Origin of the sequence: Peribacillus frigoritolerans, assembly GCF_001636405.1 — a bacterium.
Lineage (GTDB): Bacteria > Bacillota > Bacilli > Bacillales > DSM-1321 > Peribacillus > Peribacillus frigoritolerans.
The window spans coordinates 4,078,342-4,104,078 of the sequence record NZ_KV440950.1; the positions used below are offsets into that span (position 1 = coordinate 4,078,342).

General features: G+C 43.0%; 24 protein-coding genes. 1 reads left to right on the plus strand and 23 read right to left on the minus strand.

Going from position 1 to position 25,737, the window contains the following annotated elements; all coding sequences use genetic code 11:
- Positions 1-127: 127 nt before the first annotated feature.
- Positions 128-1,849, plus strand: a complete 1,722-nt coding sequence (locus A6755_RS19205) for an Rqc2 family fibronectin-binding protein (protein WP_063591679.1) — start codon at positions 128-130, stop codon at positions 1,847-1,849.
- A gap of 46 nt (positions 1,850-1,895) precedes the next feature.
- On the opposite strand, the gene pyrE is transcribed toward A6755_RS19205, so the two are convergent.
- The 23 genes from pyrE to spoIIGA all read right to left on the minus strand — a co-directional run bounded on the left by pyrE (position 1,896) and on the right by spoIIGA (position 25,512).
- Positions 1,896-2,531: an orotate phosphoribosyltransferase gene (pyrE, locus tag A6755_RS19210; protein ID WP_054396935.1), complete on the minus strand. Its 636-nt coding sequence runs from the start codon at positions 2,529-2,531 to the stop codon at positions 1,896-1,898.
- Positions 2,525-3,241 (minus strand): orotidine-5'-phosphate decarboxylase, encoded by a 717-nt coding sequence (gene pyrF, locus A6755_RS19215; RefSeq protein ID WP_063591680.1) that lies wholly within the window; start codon positions 3,239-3,241, stop codon positions 2,525-2,527. Before pyrF ends, pyrE begins: the two co-directional genes overlap by 7 nt.
- Entirely contained in the window at positions 3,213-4,154 is a 942-nt protein-coding gene (locus tag A6755_RS19220; protein WP_063591681.1) for a dihydroorotate dehydrogenase, read from the minus strand. Before A6755_RS19220 ends, pyrF begins: the two co-directional genes overlap by 29 nt.
- Positions 4,151-4,930, minus strand: a complete 780-nt coding sequence (locus tag A6755_RS19225; protein ID WP_063591682.1) for a dihydroorotate dehydrogenase electron transfer subunit — start codon at positions 4,928-4,930, stop codon at positions 4,151-4,153. Before A6755_RS19225 ends, A6755_RS19220 begins: the two co-directional genes overlap by 4 nt.
- Positions 4,927-8,133, minus strand: coding sequence for a carbamoyl-phosphate synthase large subunit (carB, locus tag A6755_RS19230; RefSeq protein ID WP_057278431.1), 3,207 nt, complete (start codon positions 8,131-8,133; stop codon positions 4,927-4,929). Before carB ends, A6755_RS19225 begins: the two co-directional genes overlap by 4 nt.
- Positions 8,112-9,218, minus strand: a complete 1,107-nt coding sequence (locus A6755_RS19235; RefSeq protein WP_063591683.1) for a carbamoyl phosphate synthase small subunit — start codon at positions 9,216-9,218, stop codon at positions 8,112-8,114. The genes carB and A6755_RS19235 overlap by 22 nt, the downstream gene beginning before the upstream one ends.
- Positions 9,215-10,501, minus strand: a complete 1,287-nt coding sequence (gene pyrC, locus A6755_RS19240; RefSeq protein ID WP_063576906.1) for a dihydroorotase — start codon at positions 10,499-10,501, stop codon at positions 9,215-9,217. The genes A6755_RS19235 and pyrC overlap by 4 nt, the downstream gene beginning before the upstream one ends.
- The gene (locus A6755_RS19245) at positions 10,464-11,399 is read right to left on the minus strand and encodes an aspartate carbamoyltransferase catalytic subunit (protein ID WP_063591684.1); all 936 of its coding nucleotides are present in this window, start codon (positions 11,397-11,399) and stop codon (positions 10,464-10,466) included. The genes pyrC and A6755_RS19245 overlap by 38 nt, the downstream gene beginning before the upstream one ends.
- Before the next feature lie 197 nt (positions 11,400-11,596).
- A complete protein-coding gene (locus A6755_RS19250; protein WP_034313846.1) occupies positions 11,597-12,886 on the minus strand; it encodes a solute carrier family 23 protein in 1,290 nt (429 codons plus the stop codon).
- Positions 12,887-13,063: 177 nt separating this feature from the next.
- Positions 13,064-13,645: a bifunctional pyr operon transcriptional regulator/uracil phosphoribosyltransferase PyrR gene (gene pyrR / locus A6755_RS19255; protein WP_057278480.1), complete on the minus strand. Its 582-nt coding sequence runs from the start codon at positions 13,643-13,645 to the stop codon at positions 13,064-13,066.
- Between the two features lie 157 nt (positions 13,646-13,802).
- Positions 13,803-14,720, minus strand: a complete 918-nt coding sequence (locus tag A6755_RS19260; RefSeq protein WP_034313849.1) for an RluA family pseudouridine synthase — start codon at positions 14,718-14,720, stop codon at positions 13,803-13,805.
- The gene (gene lspA, locus A6755_RS19265; protein WP_034313851.1) at positions 14,713-15,183 is read right to left on the minus strand and encodes a signal peptidase II; all 471 of its coding nucleotides are present in this window, start codon (positions 15,181-15,183) and stop codon (positions 14,713-14,715) included. Before lspA ends, A6755_RS19260 begins: the two co-directional genes overlap by 8 nt.
- A 207-nt stretch (positions 15,184-15,390) precedes the next feature.
- Complete coding sequence (ileS, locus tag A6755_RS19270) at positions 15,391-18,159, minus strand: isoleucine--tRNA ligase (protein WP_063591685.1); 2,769 nt, start codon at positions 18,157-18,159, stop codon at positions 15,391-15,393.
- Between the two features lie 395 nt (positions 18,160-18,554).
- Complete coding sequence (locus A6755_RS19275; protein ID WP_034313857.1) at positions 18,555-19,070, minus strand: DivIVA domain-containing protein; 516 nt, start codon at positions 19,068-19,070, stop codon at positions 18,555-18,557.
- A gap of 85 nt (positions 19,071-19,155) precedes the next feature.
- Positions 19,156-19,929, minus strand: a complete 774-nt coding sequence (locus tag A6755_RS19280; protein ID WP_057278437.1) for a YlmH family RNA-binding protein — start codon at positions 19,927-19,929, stop codon at positions 19,156-19,158.
- A gap of 134 nt (positions 19,930-20,063) precedes the next feature.
- Complete coding sequence (locus A6755_RS19285; RefSeq protein ID WP_034313862.1) at positions 20,064-20,330, minus strand: YggT family protein; 267 nt, start codon at positions 20,328-20,330, stop codon at positions 20,064-20,066.
- A 6-nt stretch (positions 20,331-20,336) separates the two neighbouring features.
- On the minus strand, positions 20,337-20,801 hold the full coding sequence (locus tag A6755_RS19290; RefSeq protein ID WP_057278438.1) for a cell division protein SepF: 465 nt from the start codon (positions 20,799-20,801) through the stop codon (positions 20,337-20,339).
- 21 nt (positions 20,802-20,822) lie between these two features.
- The gene (locus tag A6755_RS19295) at positions 20,823-21,494 is read right to left on the minus strand and encodes a YggS family pyridoxal phosphate-dependent enzyme (protein ID WP_063591686.1); all 672 of its coding nucleotides are present in this window, start codon (positions 21,492-21,494) and stop codon (positions 20,823-20,825) included.
- A gap of 2 nt (positions 21,495-21,496) precedes the next feature.
- Entirely contained in the window at positions 21,497-22,324 is an 828-nt protein-coding gene (gene pgeF / locus A6755_RS19300) for a peptidoglycan editing factor PgeF (protein WP_063591687.1), read from the minus strand.
- A 55-nt stretch (positions 22,325-22,379) separates the two neighbouring features.
- Entirely contained in the window at positions 22,380-22,649 is a 270-nt protein-coding gene (locus tag A6755_RS19305) for a YlmC/YmxH family sporulation protein (RefSeq protein WP_034313870.1), read from the minus strand.
- Between the two features lie 228 nt (positions 22,650-22,877).
- Positions 22,878-23,657 (minus strand): RNA polymerase sporulation sigma factor SigG, encoded by a 780-nt coding sequence (sigG, locus tag A6755_RS19310; protein ID WP_034313871.1) that lies wholly within the window; start codon positions 23,655-23,657, stop codon positions 22,878-22,880.
- A gap of 150 nt (positions 23,658-23,807) precedes the next feature.
- Positions 23,808-24,527 carry an RNA polymerase sporulation sigma factor SigE gene (gene sigE / locus A6755_RS19315; RefSeq protein WP_034313874.1) on the minus strand — a complete coding sequence of 240 codons (720 nt, stop codon included), beginning with the start codon at positions 24,525-24,527 and terminating at the stop codon, positions 23,808-23,810.
- Between the two features lie 58 nt (positions 24,528-24,585).
- Complete coding sequence (gene spoIIGA, locus A6755_RS19320) at positions 24,586-25,512, minus strand: sigma-E processing peptidase SpoIIGA (protein WP_063591688.1); 927 nt, start codon at positions 25,510-25,512, stop codon at positions 24,586-24,588.
- Positions 25,513-25,737 lie beyond the last annotated feature (225 nt).

The following is a 25,737-nucleotide window of genomic DNA, read 5'->3' on the forward strand; positions in this document are numbered from 1 at the left end:
GAACTGCTGCTTTCACCCAGTTGGCTAAAAAAATTGTGATTAACTAAAATGGGCAGCCGTGATGCATTTATAACGCCCGGCAAAAATGAGTTCTTAGAAAATCTTATGTAAAGGAAGTAAAAATAGAATGTCATTTGATGGATTATTTACGAAAGCGATGACGGAAGAAATCGCTTCTTTATTAGAAGGTGGACGAATCAATAAGGTACATCAGCCTTATAAAAATGAAGTAATACTGGTTGTTCGTGCTGGAGGTAAGAACCATAAGCTCTTATTATCAGCCCATCCAAGCTATTCGAGGGTGCAATTGACCGAAGAAAGTTATGAAAATCCCAAAGAGGCACCCATGTTCTGCATGCTTCTTAGGAAGCACCTCGAAGGCTATACGATAGAAAACATTTATCAATATGAACTTGATAGGATGATCATTTTTGAAGTGAAGGGCCGTAATGAGCTTGGCGATGTCTCTCAAAAGCAGTTAATCATCGAAATCATGGGGCGACACAGCAACATTGTTTTAGTAGATAAAGAACGAAATATGATTTTGGACAGCATTAAGCATGTTTCACATGCCGTCAACAGTTATCGGGCGATATTGCCCGGCCAGGAATATAAGGCTCCACCCGCACAGGAAAAGAATGATCCCTTCAAGGCTACCGAGGACGATATCAGGAAGAATATTGACTTCAATGCAGGAAAGCTGGATCGACAGCTTGTTGCCCATTTTTCAGGAGTTTCACCATTAGTTGCAAAGGAAGCCGTCTACCGGGCCGGACTTGCCAACAGCACGACCCTTCCAACAGCCTTTTTAAAGATTATCCAGGAAATCTCGGAACAGAAATATGCTGCCACGATCAAACAAGATGGAAATAAAGAAGTTTTTTATATGCTTTCACTAGAGCATCTGTCTGGGAATCAACGTACGTTTTCTTCATTGAGCGAGATGCTCGACCGCTATTACTTCGGAAAGGCAGAAAGAGATCGGGTTAAGCAAAAGAGCCAGGATGTAGAACGTTTCATTACTAATGAAATCGAAAAGAACTCAAAAAAAATCGGCAAGCTCGAACGTACATTGAAAGATACGGAACGCGGTGAACAGTATCAGTTGTTCGGTGAGCTGCTTACAGCTAATCTATATCAAATGAAAAAAGGAATGAAGGAAATAGAAGTCGTCAATTATTATGATGAAGAACAAAGTATGGTCACCATCCCGCTTGACCCATTAAAAAATCCGTCAGATAATGCACAAAAGTACTTCTCAAGATACCAAAAGTCCAAAAATGCAGTCGGAGTCGTCCAAGAACAAATCGAAAAGACAAAATTGGAATTGGCCTACTTCGAAGCCTTGCATCAGCAGCTCCAATCAGCGTCACCCAGGGATATAGAGGAGATTCGGGAAGAACTTCAGGAAGAAGGTTACATTAGGCAAAAAAAGAAAAAAGGCATGAAAAAGCCTGCAAATGCAAAACCGCAGCTTGAAACATATTATGCTACGGATGGAGATCTCATTTTTGTCGGGAAGAATAATAAACAAAATGATTATTTAACGAATAAGTTTGCACGCCGTGATGAAATATGGCTTCATACCAAGGATATACCCGGCTCACATGTTGTGATTCGAAATGAATCGCCAAGTGAAAAAACAATAAAAGAGGCCGCCGTATTAGCAGCTTTCTTCAGTAAAGCAAAGCAATCGAGTTCAGTGCCCGTTGATTTCACACAGGTTCGCCATGTTAAGAAACCCAATGGTTCCAAGCCCGGGTTCGTAATCTATGACCAGCAGCAGACCGTTTATATTACACCGGATACCGACACTGTCATACGCTTAAAGGAAGCGGTAAAAGAGTAAAAAAATAGAGGGGGCCCAGTCCTGAGTGATTGGGCCCCCTCTATTTTCATGCCGAAATCCAAGCTGTATCAGCCGGATTCTCCCGCCATTTTTTTAGCTTTTCCAATTCTTCTGCCGTGATATACCCTTTATCATTAGCGACTTTTATCAAAGTAGAGTAGTCACTCAACGAATGATTAATAATGCCCTCAGCTTCGAATTTTTCTTTTCCCTTTTCCAATTCGTAAGTAAAGATCGAAACGACTCCTAGAACATCACATCCAGCCTCTTTCAGCGCGTTAACAGCAGTAATTACACTTCCGCCGGTTGAAATCAAGTCCTCAACAACGACCACTTTTTGTCCTGGAACTGCGCGGCCTTCGATCTGATTGCCCTTTCCGTGCTCCTTGGCCTTGGATCGAACATAGCACATCGGTGCATTTAATTTTTCACTCACCCAAGCTGCATGCGGAATGCCGGCAGTTGCTGTGCCTGCAATCAGTTCAGCATCAGGGAAATGCTGTTCAATCAAACCTTTCAATCCTTCCGCTATTTCATTGCGAACCTCTGGGTATGAAAGGGTCAAGCGATTATCACAATAAATGGGTGATTTAATTCCAGATGCCCAAGTAAAGGGGTCATTCGGCTGTAGGTACACTGCTTTTATTTCCAATAGATGTTCAGCTATCTTATTATTTAACATGATATTCCCTCCCAAGCTGCTTTCATATCCAAATACGCCCTTAATGGATCTGCCGCCCCCGTTATGGCTCTCCCTACAACGATGGCATCCGCTCCAAAATCCCTAGCTTGTTCAGGCGTGGCAATTCTCTTTTGATCATGCGTCGGTCCACCTGCACTTCGGATTCCAGGTGTGACGGTCAAGAATTCATGACCGATGCGTTCATGTATGTTCTTTACTTCATGGGTAGAACAGACGACGCCATCCAATCCTGCCTGTCTAGTAAGTTTTGCATAATGGAGGACCGAATCTTCCAGAGACCCGGCAATGTTTTGCTCAGCATTCATTTGTTCTTGTGACGTACTCGTCAGTTGGGTAACCCCAATGCATAATGGACGTTTTTTACCAGCGGACGTACCCTTATCCAGACCTTCCATGGCTGCTTCCATCATCTTTTGTCCACCTGCCGCATGTACATTGACCATGTCAGCGCCTAAAGCTGCCAATCCGGTCATGGCCATTTTAACGGTATTTGGAATATCATGAAGCTTCAAGTCCAAAAACACATCGTGGCCTTGCTCCTTTACGAAAGAAACGATTGATGGACCATTCTGATAAAATAATTCCATCCCCACTTTTACAGCCAGTTTTTCCGCATGGAACTGTTTTAGGAATGTCTCCGTTTGAAGGAGGTCAGGGAAATCAAGAGCGATTATTAGTGACTGTTTCATTTTGCTTCCAGCTCCTTCCGGTACATTCTGAAATATGGTCAAATCCCAGCTCATCCAACAATTTCGGTAATTCTTCGATGATGGTCGGGCATACAAAGGGATCCACGAAGTTCGCGGTTCCCACTGCAACAGCACTGGCACCCGCATAGAAAAATTCAATGACGTCTTCCGCCGTAGCGATGCCGCCCATTCCGATTATTGGAATAGAAACTTGCTGGCTAACCTCATAAATCATCCGGAGCGCTACAGGTTTTATTGCAGGACCAGATAATCCCCCCGTTCTGTTAGAAAGGATCGGTTTGCCCGTTTTTAAATCCAATCGCATGCCGACTAATGTATTTATCATTGTCAACCCGTCGGCCCCGCCATCTTCAACTGCTTTGGCCATATCCACAATATTACTGACATTCGGTGAAAGCTTCACATAGACTGGGACGGAAGATACTTCCTTTACCGCCTTGGTTACCTCTTTGGCAACTTCCGGTACCGTACCGAAAGCTATGCCTCCTTCTTTTACATTCGGACAAGAGATATTCAATTCAAGTGCTTTCACATTCCCCGCCTTGCTTATTTCACTGGCAACTTTTACATAGTCATCTATTTGCGAACCTGCAACGTTGGCAATGATGGGAACATCATACCTACTTAGCCAGGCCAGCTCTTCACTGATGACCTTTTCCAAGCCTGGATTCTGAAGACCGATGGCGTTCAGCATTCCCGAAGAGGTTTCCGCAACACGCGGAGTCGGGTTGCCGAACCTCGGCTCAGGAGTGGTCGCTTTGATCATGATCGCCCCAAGAATATCCAAGTCGAAAAATTGACTGTATTCACGGCCGAATCCAAAGCACCCAGATGCTGGCATGACCGGGTTTTTCAAGTGTAATCCTGGTAATTCAACTGAAAGCCTGCTCATAATACCACCTCTCCTGCCCGGAATACGGGTCCATCGCTGCAAACCTTTTTATAACTGAAACCAGTTGGGTCATCCCCTGTATGACACACGCAAGCAAAGCATGCACCGATGCCGCATCCCATCCTTTCCTCAAGGGACAGGAAAAGCTTTTTCTCACGATAGCCCGATTCCAAAGCTCTTAACATTGGTGTAGGCCCGCATGAAAAGATCGTTGCAAACTCTTGCTCCAGATTGTCTATTACCGTCGTAACAAATCCTTTTGTCCCGTATGAACCATCCACCGTGGCAATATAGGTATCACCTAATTCACTGAATTCTTTTTCGTAAAAGATGGCTGACTTGGTCTGGAAGCCCAATACATGGATTACCGTAACACCTTTCGCAACCAACATTTGTGATAGTTGATACAGGGGCGGGACACCAATCCCGCCGCCAACCAATAATGCCGTTTCACCCTGTTTAGCCTCATGAACGGGAAATCCGTTGCCAAGGGGTCCAAGGATATCGACCGCTTCCGCCTCTTTACGCTGCGATAACAGTGTCGTTCCTTTACCTTCAGCCCGGTATATCATCGTGAACTGATTTTCACTCCTGTTGTAAGAAGAAATCGAAATCGGGCGTCTTAACAATGGCTCAGTGCCTTCTGTTGTCTTGACTTGGACAAACTGGCCTGGTTGATTCATCTCTGAAACCAATTCACCTTGCAGGGTAAGTTCAAAGATGGATGGGGCCAGTTCCTTATGATTTAACACCTTCATTCTTTCCTTCTTGATCATATATAGCTCACCTCACGACTTTTTTCCGTTTTTCCCATTGCTTCTGCCGAGAAGGTCATGGATTCTATCACTCTTAAAATGGCTTCTGCCGTATCAAGTGATGTTAGGCATGTCACTCCATTTTCAACCGATTCACGTCGGATTCTGAAACCATCCCGTGCCGGCTGCTTACCTTTTGTCAAAGTATTTATGACAAATTGCGCTTCCCCGTTCCGGATGACATCCAGCAGGTTTGTACCTTCTTCGCCAATTTTTCCAACAATCGCAGTCGGGATTCCTGATTGCTCCAATAGGGCAGCAGTTCCGCTGGTGGCTATCAGCTTGAAGCCGATATTATGGAAACGCCTTGCTAAAAGCAGCGCTTCCTGCTTATCTTTATCCGATATCGTCAATAACACCGAACCATGCCCCTTGATCTTGAAACCGGAAGCGACCAGGCCTTTATACAAAGCTTTTTCAAGGGTGGTATCTTTCCCCATTACTTCACCAGTCGATTTCATTTCAGGTCCGAGTGAGATGTCCACACCTCTTAATTTCGCAAATGAGAAGACCGGCACTTTTACATAGACCCCTGTTTGTTCAGGCACTAACCCCGATTTGTAACCTTGGCTTTCAAGTGTGTGGCCCAAGATGACCTTCGTGGCTAAGTTAGCCATCGGCACATTCGTAATTTTACTTAAGAATGGAACGGTTCGGCTGGAACGTGGATTTACTTCAATCACATACACTTCTTCATTGCTGATGACATATTGAATGTTCAAGAGACCGATTATATTCAAGCCTTTTGCCAACCGGGTCGTATAATCAATGATTACTTCTTTTTGTTTTTCCGTTAAGTTTTGTGGCGGATAGACTGCAATCGAGTCACCTGAATGGACGCCGGCGCGCTCAATATGCTCCATGATCCCAGGGATAACGACCGTTTCGCCATCGGAAATACCATCCACTTCGATTTCCTTACCGGTTAAGTAGCGGTCTATCAGGACAGGATGATCCGGATTTATTTTCACGGCATTTTTCATGTAATGCAGCAATTCTTCTTGTTTATAGACGATTTCCATCGCTCTTCCTCCGAGGACATACGATGGCCTTACTAAAACCGGGTACCCGATATCTTCAGCGATGACGATCGCTTCATCAACCGATGTTGCAGTTTTACCCTTTGGCTGAGGAATGCCTAAATCCTGAAGTGCTTTTTCGAATTTATTGCGATTTTCCGCCCTATCCAGGTCTTCAAGTGAAGTACCTAGGATTTTCACTCCTCTTTCAACCAGACCATCTGCAAGGTTGATTGCTGTCTGTCCGCCAAACTGGACGATGACCCCTTCCGGTTTTTCCAAATCGATGACATGCATGACATCTTCAATAGTCAATGGTTCGAAATAAAGTTTGTCGGAGATACTGAAATCCGTCGAAACTGTTTCGGGATTGTTGTTGATGATGATCGCTTCATATCCCGCTTCCTTAATGGCCCATACCGAGTGTACGGTCGCATAATCAAACTCTACTCCTTGCCCGATCCGAATTGGGCCTGATCCCAGAACAATGACACTTTTCTTGTCAGTGACGATGGATTCATTCTCATCTTCGTATGTCCCATAAAAATACGGAGTTTCCGATTCGAATTCGGCAGCACATGTATCAACCATTTTGTAAACAGGGATGATTCCTTGCTGTTTCCGGTATTCATAGACATCAATTTCGGGAACTCCCCATATTTCCGCAATCGTTTTGTCAGAAAACCCTAGTTCTTTAGCCTTTTGCAATACTTCACAATCAAAAGAATGTTCTTTAAGCTGCTTTTCAAAGTCGATTATCTTTTTCAACTTATGCAAGAAGAATAAATCGATCTGGCTCCATTCGTGGATGGTTTCGATCGTTTTTCCCCTTCTTAACGCTTCGCCGATATAGAATAACCGTTCATCTCCGGCTTTTCTGATCCGTTTCTCTATCTTTCCATCCTCAAACTCGTCATTCAAATTAAGATGGAATATACCCGCTTCAAGGGAACGCACAGCTTTTAAGATCGATTCCTCGAATGTACGGCCGATTGCCATGACTTCTCCGGTCGCTTTCATTTGGGTACCGAGCCTACGGTTGGCGCTTTCGAACTTATCGAAAGGCCAGCGCGGAATTTTCGTAACGACATAGTCCAGTGCCGGTTCAAAGCTGGCATAGGTTTTGCCAGTGACAGGGTTCATCATTTCATCGAGCGTCAAACCAACGGCTATCTTTGCTGCTAGCTTTGCAATTGGATAACCAGTCGCTTTTGAAGCAAGTGCCGAAGAACGGCTGACCCTTGGGTTCACTTCAATGACATAATATTGATAGCTGTTTGGATCTAGCGCAAGCTGAACATTACATCCACCTTCAATTTTCAAGGCGCGGATAATCTTCAAAGACGTATTTCGAAGCATTTGATACTCTCTGTCACTTAATGTTTGGCTTGGTGCCGCAACGATTGAATCGCCTGTATGGACACCGACAGGATCGAAGTTTTCCATATTACAAACGACTATTGCATTATCATTGGAATCACGCATCACTTCATATTCCACTTCTTTGAAACCGGCAATGCTCTTCTCAAGCAGACATTGGTGAACCGGGCTGCTTTTCAGGCCACCCTCAACGATCTCGATAAGCTGCTCTTCGTTATCACAAATCCCACCGCCTGTTCCGCCAAGCGTGAAGGCTGGACGAACAATGACCGGGTAGCCGACTCGTTCAACGAATGTATAAGCTTCTTCCAGGTTATGAATAATGTCGCTGTCAGGCACTGGTTCCCCCAGATCGTTCATTAGCGTACGGAAAAGGTCACGGTCTTCCGCTTGTTGGATAGCCGAAAGTTTGGTCCCAAGAATTTGGACATTGCATTCTTCCAGAATTCCTGATTCGGCAAGCTCAACTGCCATGTTCAAGCCAGTCTGTCCGCCCAAGGTAGGTAACAGTGCATCCGGGCGCTCTTTACGAATGATTTTGCTGACAAATTCCAATGTGATCGGTTCGATATAAACCGCGTCAGCCATTTCAGTGTCTGTCATGATTGTCGCAGGGTTAGAGTTAATCAGGATCACTCGATAGCCTTCTTCTTTTAAGGCTATACACGCTTGGGTTCCTGCATAATCGAACTCGGCGGCCTGTCCGATGACGATCGGACCGGAACCAATTACTAGGATGCTTTTTATATCATTGCGTTTTGGCATGTTTCTTCCCCCTTGTTGGTTGCAGCTTCAATCATTTGTAAGAATTCATTGAATAAGTAGTTGGCATCTTCCGGACCTGGTGATGCTTCCGGGTGATATTGTACGGTGAAAGCAGGATACTTTTTATGGCGCAGGCCTTCAATCGTATCGTCATTCAATGCTGTATGTGTCACAATAAGATCTGTACTTTCAATGGAAGTCTCTTCAACTGTATATCCATGATTTTGAGATGTGATGGATACCTTTCCGGTACGAAGGTCCCTAACCGGATGATTCGAACCTCGATGGCCGAATTTTAACTTTGCCGTATCCGCCCCGTTTGCAAGTGCGAATAATTGATGTCCTAAACAGATTCCGAATAACGGTACTTGCGTTTGGATTGTACGGATCATTTCGAGCGTCTCATGAACACTTTTCGGATCTCCAGGGCCGTTTGAAAGCATCACGCCATCCGGGTGGTATTGCATCACTTCTTCGGCCGTGACGTTATAAGGTACAACCACGACATCACAGCCGCGCTTCGTCAACTCACGTAAAATCCCATGCTTCATGCCGTAGTCTACAAGAACAACCCGCGGGCCTCTGCCCGGGCTGGAATAAGGTGCTTTTGTTGAAACCTGTTTTACCTGATTAGAAGGAATCACCGTTGCCTTCAATTGGGAAACCACTTCATTTGCATCTTTATTGATATTGCAAAGCGCCCCTTTCAGTGCACCTGATTTCCTGATGATTCTTGTCAGCTTTCTCGTATCGATTCCGCTTATTCCAGGTATGTTCTTCATTTTCAGATATTCATCTAGTGATAATTGGTTTCGCCAGTTGGAAGGAAGTTCTGCTGTTTCCTTAACGACGAATCCTGCTATCGCTGGATTGATGGATTCAAAGTCATCGCGGTTTATCCCGTAGTTCCCGATTAATGGATACGTAAGCGTAACGATTTGACCGCAATACGATGGATCGGATAGAATCTCTTGGTAACCCGTCATTCCTGTGTTAAAAACGACTTCACCTATTTTTTCTACGTCCCCTCCGAATGCTTCCCCAAGGAATACTGTCCCATCTTCTAAAATTAGCTGTCTTTTCATCCTTGAACACGTCCTTTTTCCCAAGCTATTTTTCCTTCTGCAATCGTCATGACTGGCCAGCCATAACATTTCTTTTCATTAAAAGGTGTATTTTTCCCTTTTGAAGCAAACTCTTCAGCATTGATTTCTTTTTCCGTTTCCAAATCGATGAGTACGATATCCGCAGTAGCACCTTCTTTTAGCTCTCCATAAGGAAGGGAGAAGCTTTCAGATGGTTTGATTGTCATGAAATCGATCAATTGCTTTAATGTTATGATGCCCTTTTTAACCAATTCGGTGTAAAGCAGCGGGAAGGCCGTTTCCAATCCTACTATTCCGAAAGGAGCCAGCTGCATTCCCTGCGCCTTTTCCTCTGCCGCATGCGGGGCATGGTCTGTTGCTATAAAATCGATGGTTCCGTCAAGCAATCCTTCTATCAAAGCATCCCGATCTTCACGGCCCCTTAATGGCGGGTTCATTTTATAATTCGTATCAAGTCCCGGTATATCATCTTCACACAATAATAAGTGATGCGGTGTAACTTCGGCGGTGACACGGATACCGGCGCGTTTGGCATCCCTTACCGTCCTTACCGATTCCTTCGTGGAAATATGGCAAACGTGATAATGGCAGTCCGCCGCTTCGGCAAGAAGGATATCCCGGGCGATATGTACAGCTTCACATACCGACGGAATCCCATTGATTCCCTGTTCTTTTGAGAATCTTCCTTCATGGACGGAGCCTTTATTGATTAAGCTATTGTCTTCACAATGAGCAACAATGGCCATATCTTGAGCTGCTGCCCGTTTCATCGCTTCCAGCATCATCCCGGCTTCTTGAATTCCTACGCCATCGTCCGTAAAGGCGAAAGCACCCGTTTGTTTTAGTGAAGAAAAGTCGGTCAGCTCCTTGCCAGCTTCCCTAATCGTGATGGATGCATATGGGAGTACCCTGACATGAGCCGTTTCTTCAATTTTCCTGTTAAGCGCTTCTAGGTTCTCCACTGTATCAGGAACTGGCCTAGTATTAGGCATCGCCGCTACCGTAGTGAAACCGCCTCTTGCCGCTGCAAGCGTCCCGCTTGCGATTGTTTCCTTATGTTCACCGCCCGGTTCGCGTAAATGGACATGCAGGTCAACAAGCCCAGGTGTAATCAGTAATCCTCCAGCGTCAACTACGTTACAATTTTCCGTCTCCAAGTTCTCGCCGATCTTTGTGATGACCTTGCCTTCTATCTCAATGTCCGCTTTTTTGAATGAGTTTTGATTATCTAGCAATACTCCATTTTTGATTACTGTTTTCATGGATGTTTCCCCCTTCGGTTTGTTCAAGCACATTTTTTAATACGGCCATTCTAATGAATACGCCATTTTTCATTTGTTTAAAAATTCTCGAGCGGCTGCATTCGACTAAATCACTGTCTATTTCAACACCGCGGTTTATTGGTGCAGGATGCATGATGATCGCATCCGGTTTCATATTTTTTTCACGTTGTTTAGTCAGGCCGAATCTTTCCAGGTAGTCTCCATTTGCCTGATCGTATTTATCAATATGCCTTTCATGCTGTATTCTGAGCAGCATGACCACATCCGATGTAGCTACCGCATGATCGATGTCTTCATACCTTCCTAAACTGTTTGATCTGTCAAACCATTCAGGCGGGCCCGAAAATACGACATTCGCTCCTAAACGAGTCAGTGCTTCTGCATTCGATTTCGCAACCCGACTATGCCTTACATCACCGATTATCGCAATCTTAAGACCTTTGAAACTTTTAAACTCTTGTTTAATCGTCAATAAGTCCAGTAATGATTGGGTTGGGTGATTTCCACAGCCATCCCCTGCATTTATTATTGGAATCCCGATCTTCTCATTCAATTCGTCAAAATAATTATCCTGTTCATGACGGATGATCAAGGCATTTACACCTATCGCTTCTAACGTTTTAACTGTGTCATATAAGGTTTCGCCTTTTAACACGGATGATGTACCCGCATCAAAAGGAATGACCTCAAGTCCCAATTTTCTTTCAGCCATTTCAAAGCTTGATTTTGTACGTGTACTTGGTTCAAAGAAGAGATTGGCAACTGTGGTCAGCTGCTTTGGAATCCAGCTGGTTCCGTTGGCAAAACACTCTGCCTCATGTAAAATCCTTTCAATTTCACTTATCGTCAATTCATTCATGGTCAATAATTTTTTCATCGATCCTGCTCCTCTCACATTTGTGATGCGGGGTATAAAAAACACCCCGCCATTAAGGACAGGGTGTAGGTCATAAAGATTGTGAGGACACGGATTGGTTTACACTTTTCCCCGTTCTCATTCATCTTTACAGCAACACCCTTTTAAGCCTCTCTGGACTTCTTTTAAAAGGTGATCTATTGTTTTGATGCAATATCTTATTTTCCAAATATATCTCCGGATATTTTTTCCCGGTCAGGAAGAATCAAGTTAAGAAGGATTCCGACGATGGCTGAAAGTGCCATTCCGGAAAGCGATACCGTTTCCGATAGTTGTACGAACGCTCCTCCGATTCCTAACACCAGGATGACTGAAGCTATCATCAAGTTTCTTTTTTTGTCAAAGTCGACCTTATTATCAATCAGCATCCTCAATCCACTTGAGGCGATGATACCGAAGAGCAAGATGGAAATGCCGCCCATCACAGCTGTAGGTATCGAGCTGATGACTGCTGAAATCTTACCGTTAAAGCCAAAGATGATGGCAGTCAATGCTGCCCCTCCGATGATATAGACACTGTACGCCTTCGTCATGGTCAGGACCCCAATATTTTCACCATACGAAGTCAGCGGCGGCCCACCGATGAAGGACCCAATCATGATTCCTGCGCCATCTCCTAAAATCGAGCGATGCAAGCCTGGCTTTTCCAAAAAGTTTCTGCCGACTACTTTGCTCAGTACCATCTGATGTCCGATATGTTCTGATAAAGTTACGATGGCAACCGGTACCATGATGGCAATGACTTCCCATGAGAAGGTAGGTGTATAGGTTACATACGGAAACATGAATTCAGGCATTTCCCACCATTTTGCTGCCTTAATCGGTTCATAATCTATTATTCCCGCTACAGCCGAACAGCCGTAGCCCACTATGATCCCCATTAAAATGGGGATCAAGTTAATGAATCCCTTAAAGAACACGTTGCAGATGATGGTTACCGCTAAAGTGATCAGCGCTATAATTATATAAGTGACGCTGTATTTATCTTGCGGATCATACATTGCCATGTCCACTGCCGTTCCGGCAAGGCTTAATCCGATTACGATAATCACCGGACCCACCACAACCGGAGGAAGTATATTCATTAACCAGCGCAAACCGACTTTCTGGATGATCAAAGCTACAATCCCATATATGAACCCTGCCGCAAAACAGCCGATCATGGCTGCTTCCGGACCTCCCAAAGCCTTAGCCGCGATGATTGGCGCAATGAAAGCGAAAGATGAACCGAGATAAGCTGGTATCTGACCTTTCGTTATCAGTAAGTATGAAAGTGTTCCCAACCCGCTTGAAACCAGTGCTACCGCCGGGCTTAAACCTACCAGGAATGGCACCAGCACCGTTGCACCGAACATGGCGAACAAATGCTGGATGCTTAACGTAATCCACTGTCCAGCCTTTGGCACGTCCTCGACATCCAGTACGATGTCCCTTTTCGTTTCTTCCATTTCCGTATCCCCCTCATGAAAATTCCATCAAAACTGTAAAAACCCTCTTTGCTATATACAAAGAGGGTTTCTCAGAAGGTAAATGCCTATACATAGGGCACAGCTCTTCCGATTGACTCCCCTTTGCCAGCCTCTCTGGACTGTCTTTAAAAGGGTAATATGAAATTTTCATGGTGTTTAGTTTTCTAATATAGTAACTTGATCTACTTGATCTACTTCTGTTAAAGTAACTGTAATTTTTTCAGATTGTGAAGTCGGAACGTTTTTACCGACGAAATCCGCGCGAATCGGCAATTCCCTATGTCCCCTATCCACTAATACGGCAAGCTGGATCTGCGAAGGTCTTCCCAAATCCACCAGAGCATCCATTGCCGCTCTAACGGTTCTGCCTGTGAAAAGAACATCATCCACTAAAATCACTTTCTTGTCAGTGATATTGACCGGAATGTCTGAGCCTTTTACGATGGGTTCCCCATCATTGCTCTTTTTCGAAAGGTCGTCGCGATAAAGAGTAATATCCAGTTCACCCAGCTCTATTTCCTTGCCTTCTATTTGATTGATGCGCTTTGCAAGTCGGTCAGCGAGGAAAATCCCGCGTGTACGTATCCCGATTAAGACGCAATCCTCAATCCCCTTATTTTTCTCAATGATTTCATGGGCAATCCTTGTCAAGGCTCTGCTAATGGCCTGCTCATCAAGTACTATGGCTTTCTCATTCAACACGTCGGCCACCCCGATTCTTTTTTCTGATAAGTCCATTTCAACAAAAAAATCCTCATGCCAAGAAGGCATGAGGATTTTATCGCCGTGGGCATAATTATCCCACTTTGCGTATCCGTTTCCTTCTCAGTCTCTCTGAACTGTGTTAAAGGTTCTTATTAAGTTGTTATTATAATATATCAAAAAAGTGAATTTGTCAATCCTTACTTCTACGTAATTGATTAATTAGATTTTCAAACTCCTCCGGAATCGGAGCTTCGAATTCCATATACTCATTAGTACGTGGATGAATGAAACCTAGAAGACCGGCGTGCAACGCTTGTCCATCCAATTTCAGGGTCTTTTTCGGACCATATTTCGGATCTCCCGCCAGTGGGAAGCCAATGTATTTCATATGAACGCGGATTTGATGTGTCCTTCCCGTTTCAAGCTGGCATTCCACCAAAGTGAAATCTTTGAAGCGTTCGATGACACGGAAATGCGTGACGGCATTTTTGGCATTCGAATCTGTGACAGTCATGCTTTGGCGATCTTTTTTATCGCGGCCGATCGGTGCATCGATCGTTCCGAAATCATGAGGGATCACACCATGAACTACAGCTTGATACTTACGGGTAACCGTTTTGTCAACGAGCTGCTGTACCAGTTTCTCATGTGCCATATCATTTTTGGCAACCATTAATAGACCTGATGTATCTTTGTCGATCCGATGGACGATTCCAGGACGCATGACACCGTTGATTCCAGAAAGATCCTTGCAGTGAGCCATCAATCCATTTACAAGCGTGCCAGATACATGTCCCGGTGCCGGATGGACGACCATACCGCTCGGTTTATTAACCACGAGTACATCTGCATCTTCATAATAGATATCCAAATCCATTTCCTCTGCTACCGCATCCAATTCCTCAAGTTCTGGAATCGTCACTTCGATTGTATCGCCAGGAACAGCTTTGTAATTCGTCTTAATAACCGCGCCATTTACCAAAACATGATCTTCCTTGATCCATTGCTGGACCTGCGTGCGAGACCATTCCTCATTCAAAGTGGAAAGGGCCTTATCAATCCTAACTCCTTTTAGTGTTTCATCGATGCTGTATAACCTTTTATCCATTATCTTTCTCCTTAGCGTTTTTTTCTTCTAAAAACATATGAATCACGAGCAGTCCGACACCAATTGAAAGCGCAGCATCAGCAACATTAAATACCGGGAAACTGTAGCTGAAAATATAGGTATGAACGAAATCCACTACTTCCTGACGAGCAACACGATCGATGAAATTACCAATCGCACCGCCTAGCATGAGACCAAGTGCAACTCCAAGCAAAATGCTTTCCTTCGCCATTTTCTGAATATAATAGACAAGTCCAATAATGACAGCGATGGTGATGATGTAGAAAAACCACATTTGACCTTGTAGAATTCCCCATGCTGCCCCACGATTACGATGCGAGGTGATATATAGAAGGTTTTCAATAATTTCAATGCTTTCTCCGTACTCCATTTTTTTCACAATCATCCATTTTGTCAGCTGATCGAGAGCTATGACCAAAAGGGCAATCAAATAATAAAACACATTTTTTCCCCCAAACTAATCAAATCTTCACTTTTGAATTGTAGCATAAACTAGAAATAATGACTAATCCGAAAAACAGAAGTCCGCTAACTGCTCCTTAAGAATATCGGGAAGATTGGTAAAGGCAAAATTCCACGACTGGGGTTTTAGCTTTCATTCACACAAAAAAGCCGGCCCTTCATATAGGGACCGGCATTTTTGCAGGAATTATTGATTCACGTAATGTTCTTTCACAACTGTAGCACAACGCGGGCAAAGTGTTGGATGATCCTCCACTTGACCTACTTCCTTCGAAACATTCCAGCAACGTTCACACGTTTCACCTTCTGCTTTTGTAACAAGGATCGCTATATCCTCAAGTTTAACTGCTTCGGCTGGGGCACTTGCCACATCTCCAGCGATTTCAAATTCGGATACGATGAATAGCTGTTCAAAGCTTTCCTTGATGCCATCAAGCAGACTTTTCGTTTCTTCATTAACATATACCGTCACTTTAGCATTCAGTGATTTTCCGATGACCTTCTGGTTACGGGCTTCTTCCAATGCTTTCAGAACATTATCCCGGACATCCATGAACGCCGTCCATTTTGCTTCAATATCTTCAGCATCTTCAATGGAAATTTCTTCAGGCATCAATGTCAACTGCACGCTTTCTTCCGTTACACCCGGAATGAACGCCCATACTTCATCAGCTGTATGAGAGAGGATCGGTGATACCAATTTGGTCAAGCTGACCAATGATTCGTAAAGGACCGTTTGAATGGCCATACGCTCTTTCCCATTTGGTGCTTCACAATAAAGAATGTCTTTTGCATAATCAAGGTAGAACGAACTTAAATCCTGTGTACAGAAATTATTGACCATATTATAAATGGTGGCAAACTCATAATTTTCATAACTTAGCTTCGACTGTTTGATCAGTTTATTTAATTTAACCAGCATGTATCGATCGACTTCAGGCAATTCTTGAACAGCCACTTTATCGGTCTTAGGATTGAATCCATCCAGGTTCCCTAACAGGAAGCGGAATGTATTACGGATCTTGCGGTAAACTTCCGAAACTTGTTTTAAAATAGGATCGGAAACCCTGACATCCGATTGGTAATCCACCGAAGCTACCCAAAGGCGTAAGATATCTGCACCAAGTTGATTCATGACCTTCGATGGCAGTACTACGTTCCCAATCGACTTACTCATTTTACGGCCTTCGCCATCCAATGCGAACCCGTGGCTAAGTACACCTTTATATGGTGCTTTGCCTGTAACGGCAACGCTTGTTGAAAGTGATGAGTTAAACCAGCCGCGATATTGATCGGACCCTTCTAAATAAAGGTCAGCAGGGCGTTGCAAGTCGTCTCTTTCTTCAAGTACCGCTTGATGAGAAGAACCGGAATCGAACCATACGTCCATGATATCCGTTTCTTTCGTGAAGATACCATTCGGGCTGCCTTCATGTGTATAGCCTTCAGGCAGAAGATCTTTCGCTTCACGCTCAAACCAGATGTTTGAACCGTGTTCGCGGAATAGGTTTGAAATATGGTCGATGGTTTCATCCGTAATGATCGGCTCGCCATTTTCTGCATAAAACACTGGAATTGGCACGCCCCAAGCGCGTTGGCGGGAAATACACCAATCCCCACGGTCACGGACCATATTGAATAGACGCGTTTCGCCCCAAGCCGGTACCCATTTCGTTTCTTCAATCGCTTCCAGAAGTTCATTGCGGAAGTCCTTGATTGACGCGAACCATTGTGCTGTTGCACGGAAGATCGTTGGCTTCTTCGTCCGCCAGTCATGTGGATAAGAATGGGTGATGAACGTCAAGTTCAATAACGCGCCTGCTTCAGTTAATTTTTCGGTAATCGGTTTATTCGCTTGATCATAAAATAATCCGGCAAATTCCCCTGCTTCTTCCGTCATGACCCCTTTTTCATCTACAGGACAAAGTACGTCCAAGCCATATTTTTGCCCAATGATAAAGTCGTCTTCACCATGGCCTGGCGCAGTATGAACACAACCCGTTCCAGCTTCAGTCGTTACGTGCTCACCTAACATCACTAAAGATTCACGGTCATAAAGAGGGTGTTTGGCAACAGCACGGTCCAACTCGCTCCCTTTTACTGTTTTTTGGATGGACGGGTTTTCCCAGCCTAATGTTTCCGTAACCGATTCAAGAAGTGCCTCAGCAATTAAGAATTTTTCATTTTCGACAGCCACTACTACATAATTTAATTGCGGATGCAATGAAATACCAAGATTAGCCGGAATCGTCCATGGAGTTGTTGTCCAGATGATGATCTTGACGCCTTCATCGATCACACCTTTGCCATCTGTGACTTCAAAAGCAACATAGATCGACGCAGAGCGTTTGTCTTGATATTCAATTTCAGCTTCGGCTAGCGCCGATTCACTTGAAGGGGACCAGTAAACAGGTTTTTTCCCTTTATAAATGTAGCCTTTTTTCGCCATTTCACCGAATACCTTGATTTGCTGTGCTTCATATTCAGGCTTTAATGTGATATAAGGATTTTCCCAATCACCACGGACCCCTATTCTCTTAAACTGCTCCCGTTGATTGTCAATCTGGCCATAAGCATACTCTTCACAAAGCTTTCTGAATTCGGCAACGCTCATTTCTTTCCGTTTCACGCCTTTTTTCGTCAATGCCGTTTCGATTGGAAGCCCATGTGTATCCCAGCCAGGTACATACGGTGCTTGAAAACCGCTCATCGATTTAAATCGGACAATGAAATCCTTTAAAACTTTATTCATTGCATGGCCCATGTGGATATCGCCGTTGGCATATGGAGGTCCATCATGCAAAATGAATAAAGGACGTCCTTCCGTTTGTTCTTGCACTTTTTTATAGATGTTCATTTCTTTCCATTTTTCTTGGATTTCCGGTTCACGCTTCGGCAAATTCCCCCGCATTGGAAATTCAGTTTTAGGCATCAATAAGGTATCTTTGTATTCCATCATAAAATCCTCCATCCGTCTTTTAAAAAAATTCATTCGAACCGATGACTTGATATCCGGCCAAAATAAAAAGCCCTCTCATCCCTAAAAAAGGGACGAGAAAGCTTTGCTTCCCGCGGTACCACCCTGGCTAGAAAGATTCACAAAAGTGAATCCAACCTCTCGAGCATTCGTAACGTGAATGAAACGCTTCATTTACTTACTGCAAAAGCAGGTTCAACTCAGAACTCAAGGGTGATCTTCAATATCTTCGCTTATTCCGGGCTTTCACCATCCCCGGTTCGCTAAAAATAAGTGTGTGAAGAATTTACTTTCCCTGTCATCGTCTAATTTCATAATGAATTGTATTGTTAAAAAATTATATGCGAAAAAAGTGTTCAAAGTCAAGGAATCGTTTAAATTTCCTCTTCCACTCTCTCATTTAATTCTATTTCAGTCGCATCCACTTCATAATCCAGAAGATGATCCCAATCGTCATTGTCCAGCAAATCCAGCTGTGCACCGACAAGCATTTTGAAACGTGTCCGGAATACTTTGGATTGCTTTTTCAAATCTTCAATATCCATCGCTATTTTCCTTGCTTTCACAAGTGACTCATTTACGATCCTGTCAGCATTTTTCTCTGCTTCCTTTATGATCAGTTTCGCTTCTTTTTGGGCATTGCGCCTTAATTCTTCGGCTGCTTCCTGTGCGACAATAATCGACTTGTTAAGTGTACCCTCAATTGTCGTAAAATGTCCCAAACGATCAAAAGTCTCGTTCAGTTTATCTTCAAGTTCCTTCTTCTCCCTCAAAATCAGTTCATAATCTTTAATGACCTGGTCGAGAAATTCATTTACTTCATCTTCATCATACCCTCGAAATACTTTGTTAAATTCCTTGTTATGTATATCTATCGGGGTTAAGGGCATTACGGCACCTCCAGAACGGTTTCTACTCTAGTATGTTAAAACTCTATATTCGACAATAAATTTATGATTCCTGCTTTTTCTTGAATTATTTTTGTCTGCCTAACGAGATTCTCCACTTATCCTTCTTGGTTTTCCCATCGATTGAAGCTATTTTACATCTGCCAAAACCTCTGATGGAAAGTGTGTCACCCTCACGGCATTCTTCCGAGACGTTTTCCGTTTGCTTGAAATTCACCTTTACTTTTCCTGACGTTATCAAGGACTGGGTTTTTTGACGGGACAAATTCAGGACGGCCGATAGTACACTGTCAAGCCTAAGAGAACTGACGGTGGTTACTTGCTCTTCCCATTTTTCCTTAACTTGAACGATATTCCCGATTGGAAGCCGTTTTATGGAAACGGAAGCATTACCTATTTTCTCCAGATTTCCAGTGAGATATGAATCCATCTCTTCGGCAGCTATAAATTGAATATCCTCTTCCGTCACTATTATATCACCAAATTTTTCACGTTTTACCCCTAGTGACATCAAGGTTCCAAGTATTTGCCTATGTTCAAGCGTTACAAATTTTTTTGGATAGGAGATATCGTATAAGGAGATATTGAAATCAGATGGTTCAGGAGAGTAATAATCAGGGTAAATGAGCACACGTTTTCGCTCTACAAAATCGCTCCCGCCATTGAATTGCAGTTTCGCTTCCGGATCATTCCCTATTAGGGAAGTAAGGATTTCCTGCTGACGCGGATCAAGAAAATCAGATAGTTTCGGAGCGTAGGAATGTTTAACCTGATCAATCCAATTCATGGCCTGGTCGATAAAATCTTTTTCCTCCGGCCTGAAATGCTGATAAATACTCATGATTGAATAAATGCTCCTTAGTTATCAAATTAATGGTCGATCATATGGAATTGATTGAACTCATTCTGCGTTGCAACTACACAGCGGAAAATGTTCCGACTGTGTAGTAATATGCATGTCAGGTTAATTGTTGATCAGCCAATTAATGTCTGTAAGTAATAAATTCCATAACCGCTGGCAAAATTAAGAACCAGCAAGGCCACAAGAGGTGAAAGATCAATCATGCCAAGTGGCGGAATGAACTTTCTGAACGGTTCCAAATAAGGTTCGCAAATTTTTTCCAAAAACTGACCGATTGATGTCTCCCTTGCATTGGGGAACCATGACATCAATATGTAAACGATTAATGCCATTGAATAAATTTCAATTAAATAATATAAACCCTGAAGCACTAGACCCATTAACCATTACCACCTCGCTTCTTCGTACTCCTCTTCGGCGGCGAAGCCGGTAATATTACCGGAAACATCGACGTTGTCCGGGGTACATAAGAATATATCTGTTCCGATTTTTTGGATATCCCCGCTGATTGCATAGACAGTCCCACTTAGAAAATCGATGATTCGCTTTCCTTGGTCATGCTGGATCCGTTGAAGGTTCACGACTACTGCGCGCCTGTTTTTCAAATGATCAGCTACCTCCTGGGCTTCTGCATAAGCACGCGGCTCCAATAATACTACTTTAGAAGATTTCTGTACGCTTTGCAAACTTACGATATTCTGATTGGTATTATTCCCTGCAGAAGCGGACTGCTGCTGTTTAGCTGACTTCACGACTTTTGGTTCAGCCTCCTCTTCTTCCACCACTTCTTCCCTGTACTCATACTCATCATCCAGCGCGAAATAAGATTTAAATTTTGATACGAACGACATCTATAGCGTACCTCCTTAAAATTATTCGCCTACAAGTGCTGTACCAATCCGGATCATTGTAGCGCCTTCCTCAATGGCAATCATGAAATCATTGGACATACCCATGGACAATTCAGTACAGGGGGCATGCTTCAACTCCAAAGCTTGTATTTCAGCCTGGATGCCTTTAAGTTTCCGGAAGCATTCCCGCAAAATCCGTTCATCATCGGTCAATGGAGCCATCGTCATCAATCCTGCAACATTCACCTTATCAAAAGCAGATAACCCTTTTATGAAATCAATAGTCGCCTCTGGATTCAGACCATGTTTTGATTCCTCACCAGATACATTCACCTGCACTAAACAGTTTATCGGATCATTAGCGCGTTTTTGAATTTCTTCTGCCAAAGAAATGCGATCCAATGAATGGATATAAGAAATTTTATCGATGACATTCTTAACTTTGCGTGTTTGCATGGAACCAATATAATGCCAGTTTGGCTTGTCCTTCAGCACTTCATATTTAGCCAATAGCCCTTCGTCACGGTTTTCGCCCAAATCAAGTATTCCCGCTTCCAATGCTTCATTCGCTCTCTCGACCGAAACATATTTCGTCACTGCGATCAACTTTACCGCATCACGGTCCCTTCCGCTATTTTTACATGCTATATTTATTTTTTCTTCGATGTTTTTTAAATTGTCCACTACTTTCACTGTTACTCTAAATCCTCCTTCCAACCGATAAAACTCATCAATCTGCCTGTCTTCCCGTTATCACGGCGATGTGAAAAAAACAATTCATGATCACAGCTTGTACAGTATGATGTAACGTCGATCTGACTATTTGGAATTCCTGATTTTTGAAGAATCAATGCATTAAGTTGCTTAAGGTCTAACTGATATTGTCCTTCACTGATTAAATTATAGGGCTTTTCGTCAATATCTACCAGCAAATTCTGCACTAAATCCATGACATAATCATCAACTACATAGCATTTTGAACAAATCGAAGGTCCAATAACAGCAAATATCTCACTTGCTTTTATACCCTCATTCAGCCATGCCTCAACCATCTTTCGTGCAATCCCATTAACCGTGCCCTTCCAGCCAGCATGTGCCACCCCAATCATACCATGTGCCGGAGCAAGAAAGTATAAGGGCACGCAGTCTGCATAGCAAAGGGTCAATAGAACGTTTGGGTCCTTCGTATAGAATCCATCAGTCGCTTTAAAGGCTGAATCATAATCCGCAGCACCTCTCCCGCAATCGAGGCTGGTAACCTGATGGATATTCGTTTCATGTGTCTGCTCGGCCCCTATCCATTCATTTAGCGGATACATCAGCTTATCGGCTATAATCCTGCGGTTTCCCTGGACATCACCAAGTTTATCCCCGACATGAAAACCGGTATTCAATGTTTGAAAATCACCTGTACTGACTCCCCCATTTTTTGTGGTGAAGCCCGCTACGAGCTGGAGATTTTTTTGTCTCCAGCTGTCAATGAGCATATATTGGTCTTTTATTAAAACAAATGGCTCTTTCATGCTATAAACCTCTTTATTTTTAGTCTAGTGTATCATATATTTGCGCCATGCACCTTTAAAAACGTTCATCTTTCAGTTCTCCTTGAAATACTGTCTGATGTTCAACAAGTATGACATCCGCACCGATTTTTTTTATTTTGCGCCATGGAATCACAATGTCTTGTTCTCTTCCAAAAAAACCCATTAATCGGGTGCCATTTGAAACGACGATAGCCTCTATTTTCCCAGTGGCCGTATTTATTTCAAGGTCTGACATATTACCCAACTTCTTCCCATCCGCTATATTGACGATATCCTTTATTTGAAATTCTGAAATCCTGGTCACATCACTCAGCTCCTCAAAAATTCATCATAGATGAAGGTCCTATTCCTATGTATATGACAAGATGCGCTCAAGGATGAAGATTACGATAAATAAACGTCCCCGATTCACGATCCCATCCGGAAGGGATTTTCAACAAAATAAAAAAGCCGCAATGGATAAGTAGCTATGAAGCGGGTATCGACATTTTTGCCCTGCCCGCTTCAGCTAACTTTTTCTCATGCTCAGCTTCTACTGTTGGATATTTTTATTCATTTGCTTGATTGCCGCTTTTTCCAAGCGGGAGACCTGTGCTTGTGAAATGCCGATTTCCTCGGCTACCTCCATTTGCGTCTTCCCTTGGAAAAACCGTTTGCGAAGGATCATTTTTTCCCGGTCATTCAACCGTCTCATGCCTTCATTTATAGCTATTTCATCAATCCAGGTACTATCTTTATTTTTTTCATCACTCAGTTGGTCGAGTACATAAATCGGATCCCCGCCATCATTATAAATCGGTTCAAAAAGTGAAACTGGATCTTGTATAGCATCTAGTGCAAAAACAATTTCTTCATGAGGTACTTCCAACACCTTGGCGATTTCTTCAGCTGTCGGCTCACGAAGGGTCTGGCTTATGAGCTTTTCTTTTACCTGCAAAGCTTTGTAAGCGATGTCTCTTAAAGAACGGGATACCCGAATCGGATTATTGTCACGAAGATATCTTCTGATTTCTCCAATAATCATCGGTACAGCATACGTTGAAAACTTAACATTTTGACCTAGGTCAAAGTTATCTATCGACTTCATCAACCCTATACAGCCTACCTGAAATAGATCATCTACATACTCTCCCCGATTGTTGAAGCGTTGAATGACGCTTAGAACGAGTCGAAGATTCCCGTTTACCAGTTTCTCTCTTGCTGAAATATCGCCATCTTGCAGTTCTTTAAAGAGTTTTCTCATTTCTTCATTCTTTAAAACCGGTAATTTTGATGTATCCACACCGCAGATTTCAACCTTATTACGAGACAAAATTATTCCCTCCTCACAGGAGCGCTGTACAAAAAACAGTATTTCCGCGGGAGGAAAAAATATGCACATGGCTAGAACAGAAAATCCCGATTATTTTTCAATATTACTACCGAAGTATTGATTTGATTGACATTTAAGCACTTTATTTTTTTACACCATTTTATTAAATTCTTTACGAAGCCTCTTAATAATCCGTTTTTCCAAACGCGAAATGTAAGATTGGGAAATCCCCAGCATGTCGGCAACGTCCTTTTGGGTTTTTTCTTCTCCTCCTGCAAGTCCAAAACGGAGTTCCATTATCTGTTTTTCACGTTCCGATAACTGTGTAAGTGCTTTTGTCAGCAACTTACGGTCAACGTTTGCCTCAAGGTCTTTCGTGATAATGTCATCATCCGTTCCAAGTACATCTGATAACAGTAGTTCATTTCCATCCCAATCAATATTCAGAGGTTCATCAAAAGAAACTTCAGAGCGGATTTTGTTATTTCTGCGTAAATACATCAATATTTCATTCTCGATGCATCTCGATGCATATGTAGCCAGTTTTATTTTCTTCTCAGGATTGAATGTATTCACAGCTTTGATCAAACCTATGGTGCCTATGCTGATTAAATCTTCAATGTTTATGCCTGTATTTTCGAATTTCCTGGCAATATAAACAACCAGCCTTAAATTACGTTCGATCAAGATCGAGCGTGCAGCTTCATCGCCATTTGGTAATTTATTGATCAGTATTGCCTCTTCTTCCTTTGAAAGGGGCGGCGGCAGTGCCTCACTCCCTCCTATATAAAATATTTCGTCCGTTTTCAATCCGAGCTTGAACAATAGTTTGTACCAAAAGTAAGTAAGCCGAAGAATGAATTTCTTCAAAATAATTCTCCCTTCTAATAAACGGATTATGGGTCAAATTTAAGAGTGAATCGATGGTTCAGGAGGCAGTTTGCACCGGTATGCCGGTTAACATCTTCGGGTGAACGATAGATTGATAGCTATTGTCGGGAGAGAGTTGCTGAAAGGTAAACGAAATGAGACCCTGCTTGACATGAAATTCTTTTTCTCCTTGAACGATTTTAATATAATCCGGTTTGATTGCGGTTAACAGCTGATGTTCATGACCTACGACTTTATAAGGGATGACACGCATTCTTCCCGTCCATGAATATTCGGGCTGCACTTCCTGACTAATCAGGGTATCGGGGTTTTTAAAGAGCTCTAGCATATCAATCGGGATTCCCGTTTCCTCGCCTGAAAGAGAAATGATCATTACTGGGGAACGTGTAATCGGGTCATATAGCTGATTGCCGCTATCCACCAATCCATGAAACGTTCCTTCAAAGTCAGAAATTTTAACCGAGACCGAAACCATTTGTTCATGTGTAAGCTTGGTCATTTCCATCCCTTCTAATGTTCGCTTGGAAAATTGCCATGCGAGCGGGAACCCGATCATGACGAATATCCAGCTGACAGGGTCGCCAAAACGATTGATTCCGGCATATTGACCAGGGTCCTTGGACACGATTTGGAATTCAAATAGGTAATGAAGTCCCAGAAGGATTCCTCCCGATAAAAATGTCACAAAATATAAAGTGGCCACCGATTTCACGAAAATTTTTAGCCTATTAAACCCAAAGGTTGCCAGCACCATGACCATGGATACTAAAATCTTCATGTATGCCCGGTCGGCAATTGCATAAAAAGGAGTGAATGCCAATACGATAATGAAGGAACCAATCAATCCGCCGATGCACACCCGCCAAAGAGCTACCCTTCGTTTGAGAATGATTGCGGTCCAATATAAAAGGAGGCAGTCAAATAACCAATTCAATAACCAGATCACATCTAAATATAAAGTCAAACACCCTCCCCTCCTTATATGAACTAACCTTCCACTAGCAAAAAGTATAGCGTACCTGCCCTAAGAAAGTGTGTCACTTTTTGTACTGAAAACTTAAGAGTTTTTCAGTCATTTTTACCCTTTTTGTAGAAAATCAGCTATTGATATTTTCAATACTGTCTTAGAGACTATCCTGCTCCCTTTTACTTCTGTCGATTTATGTTATAAACGTTTAATAATTTCTCT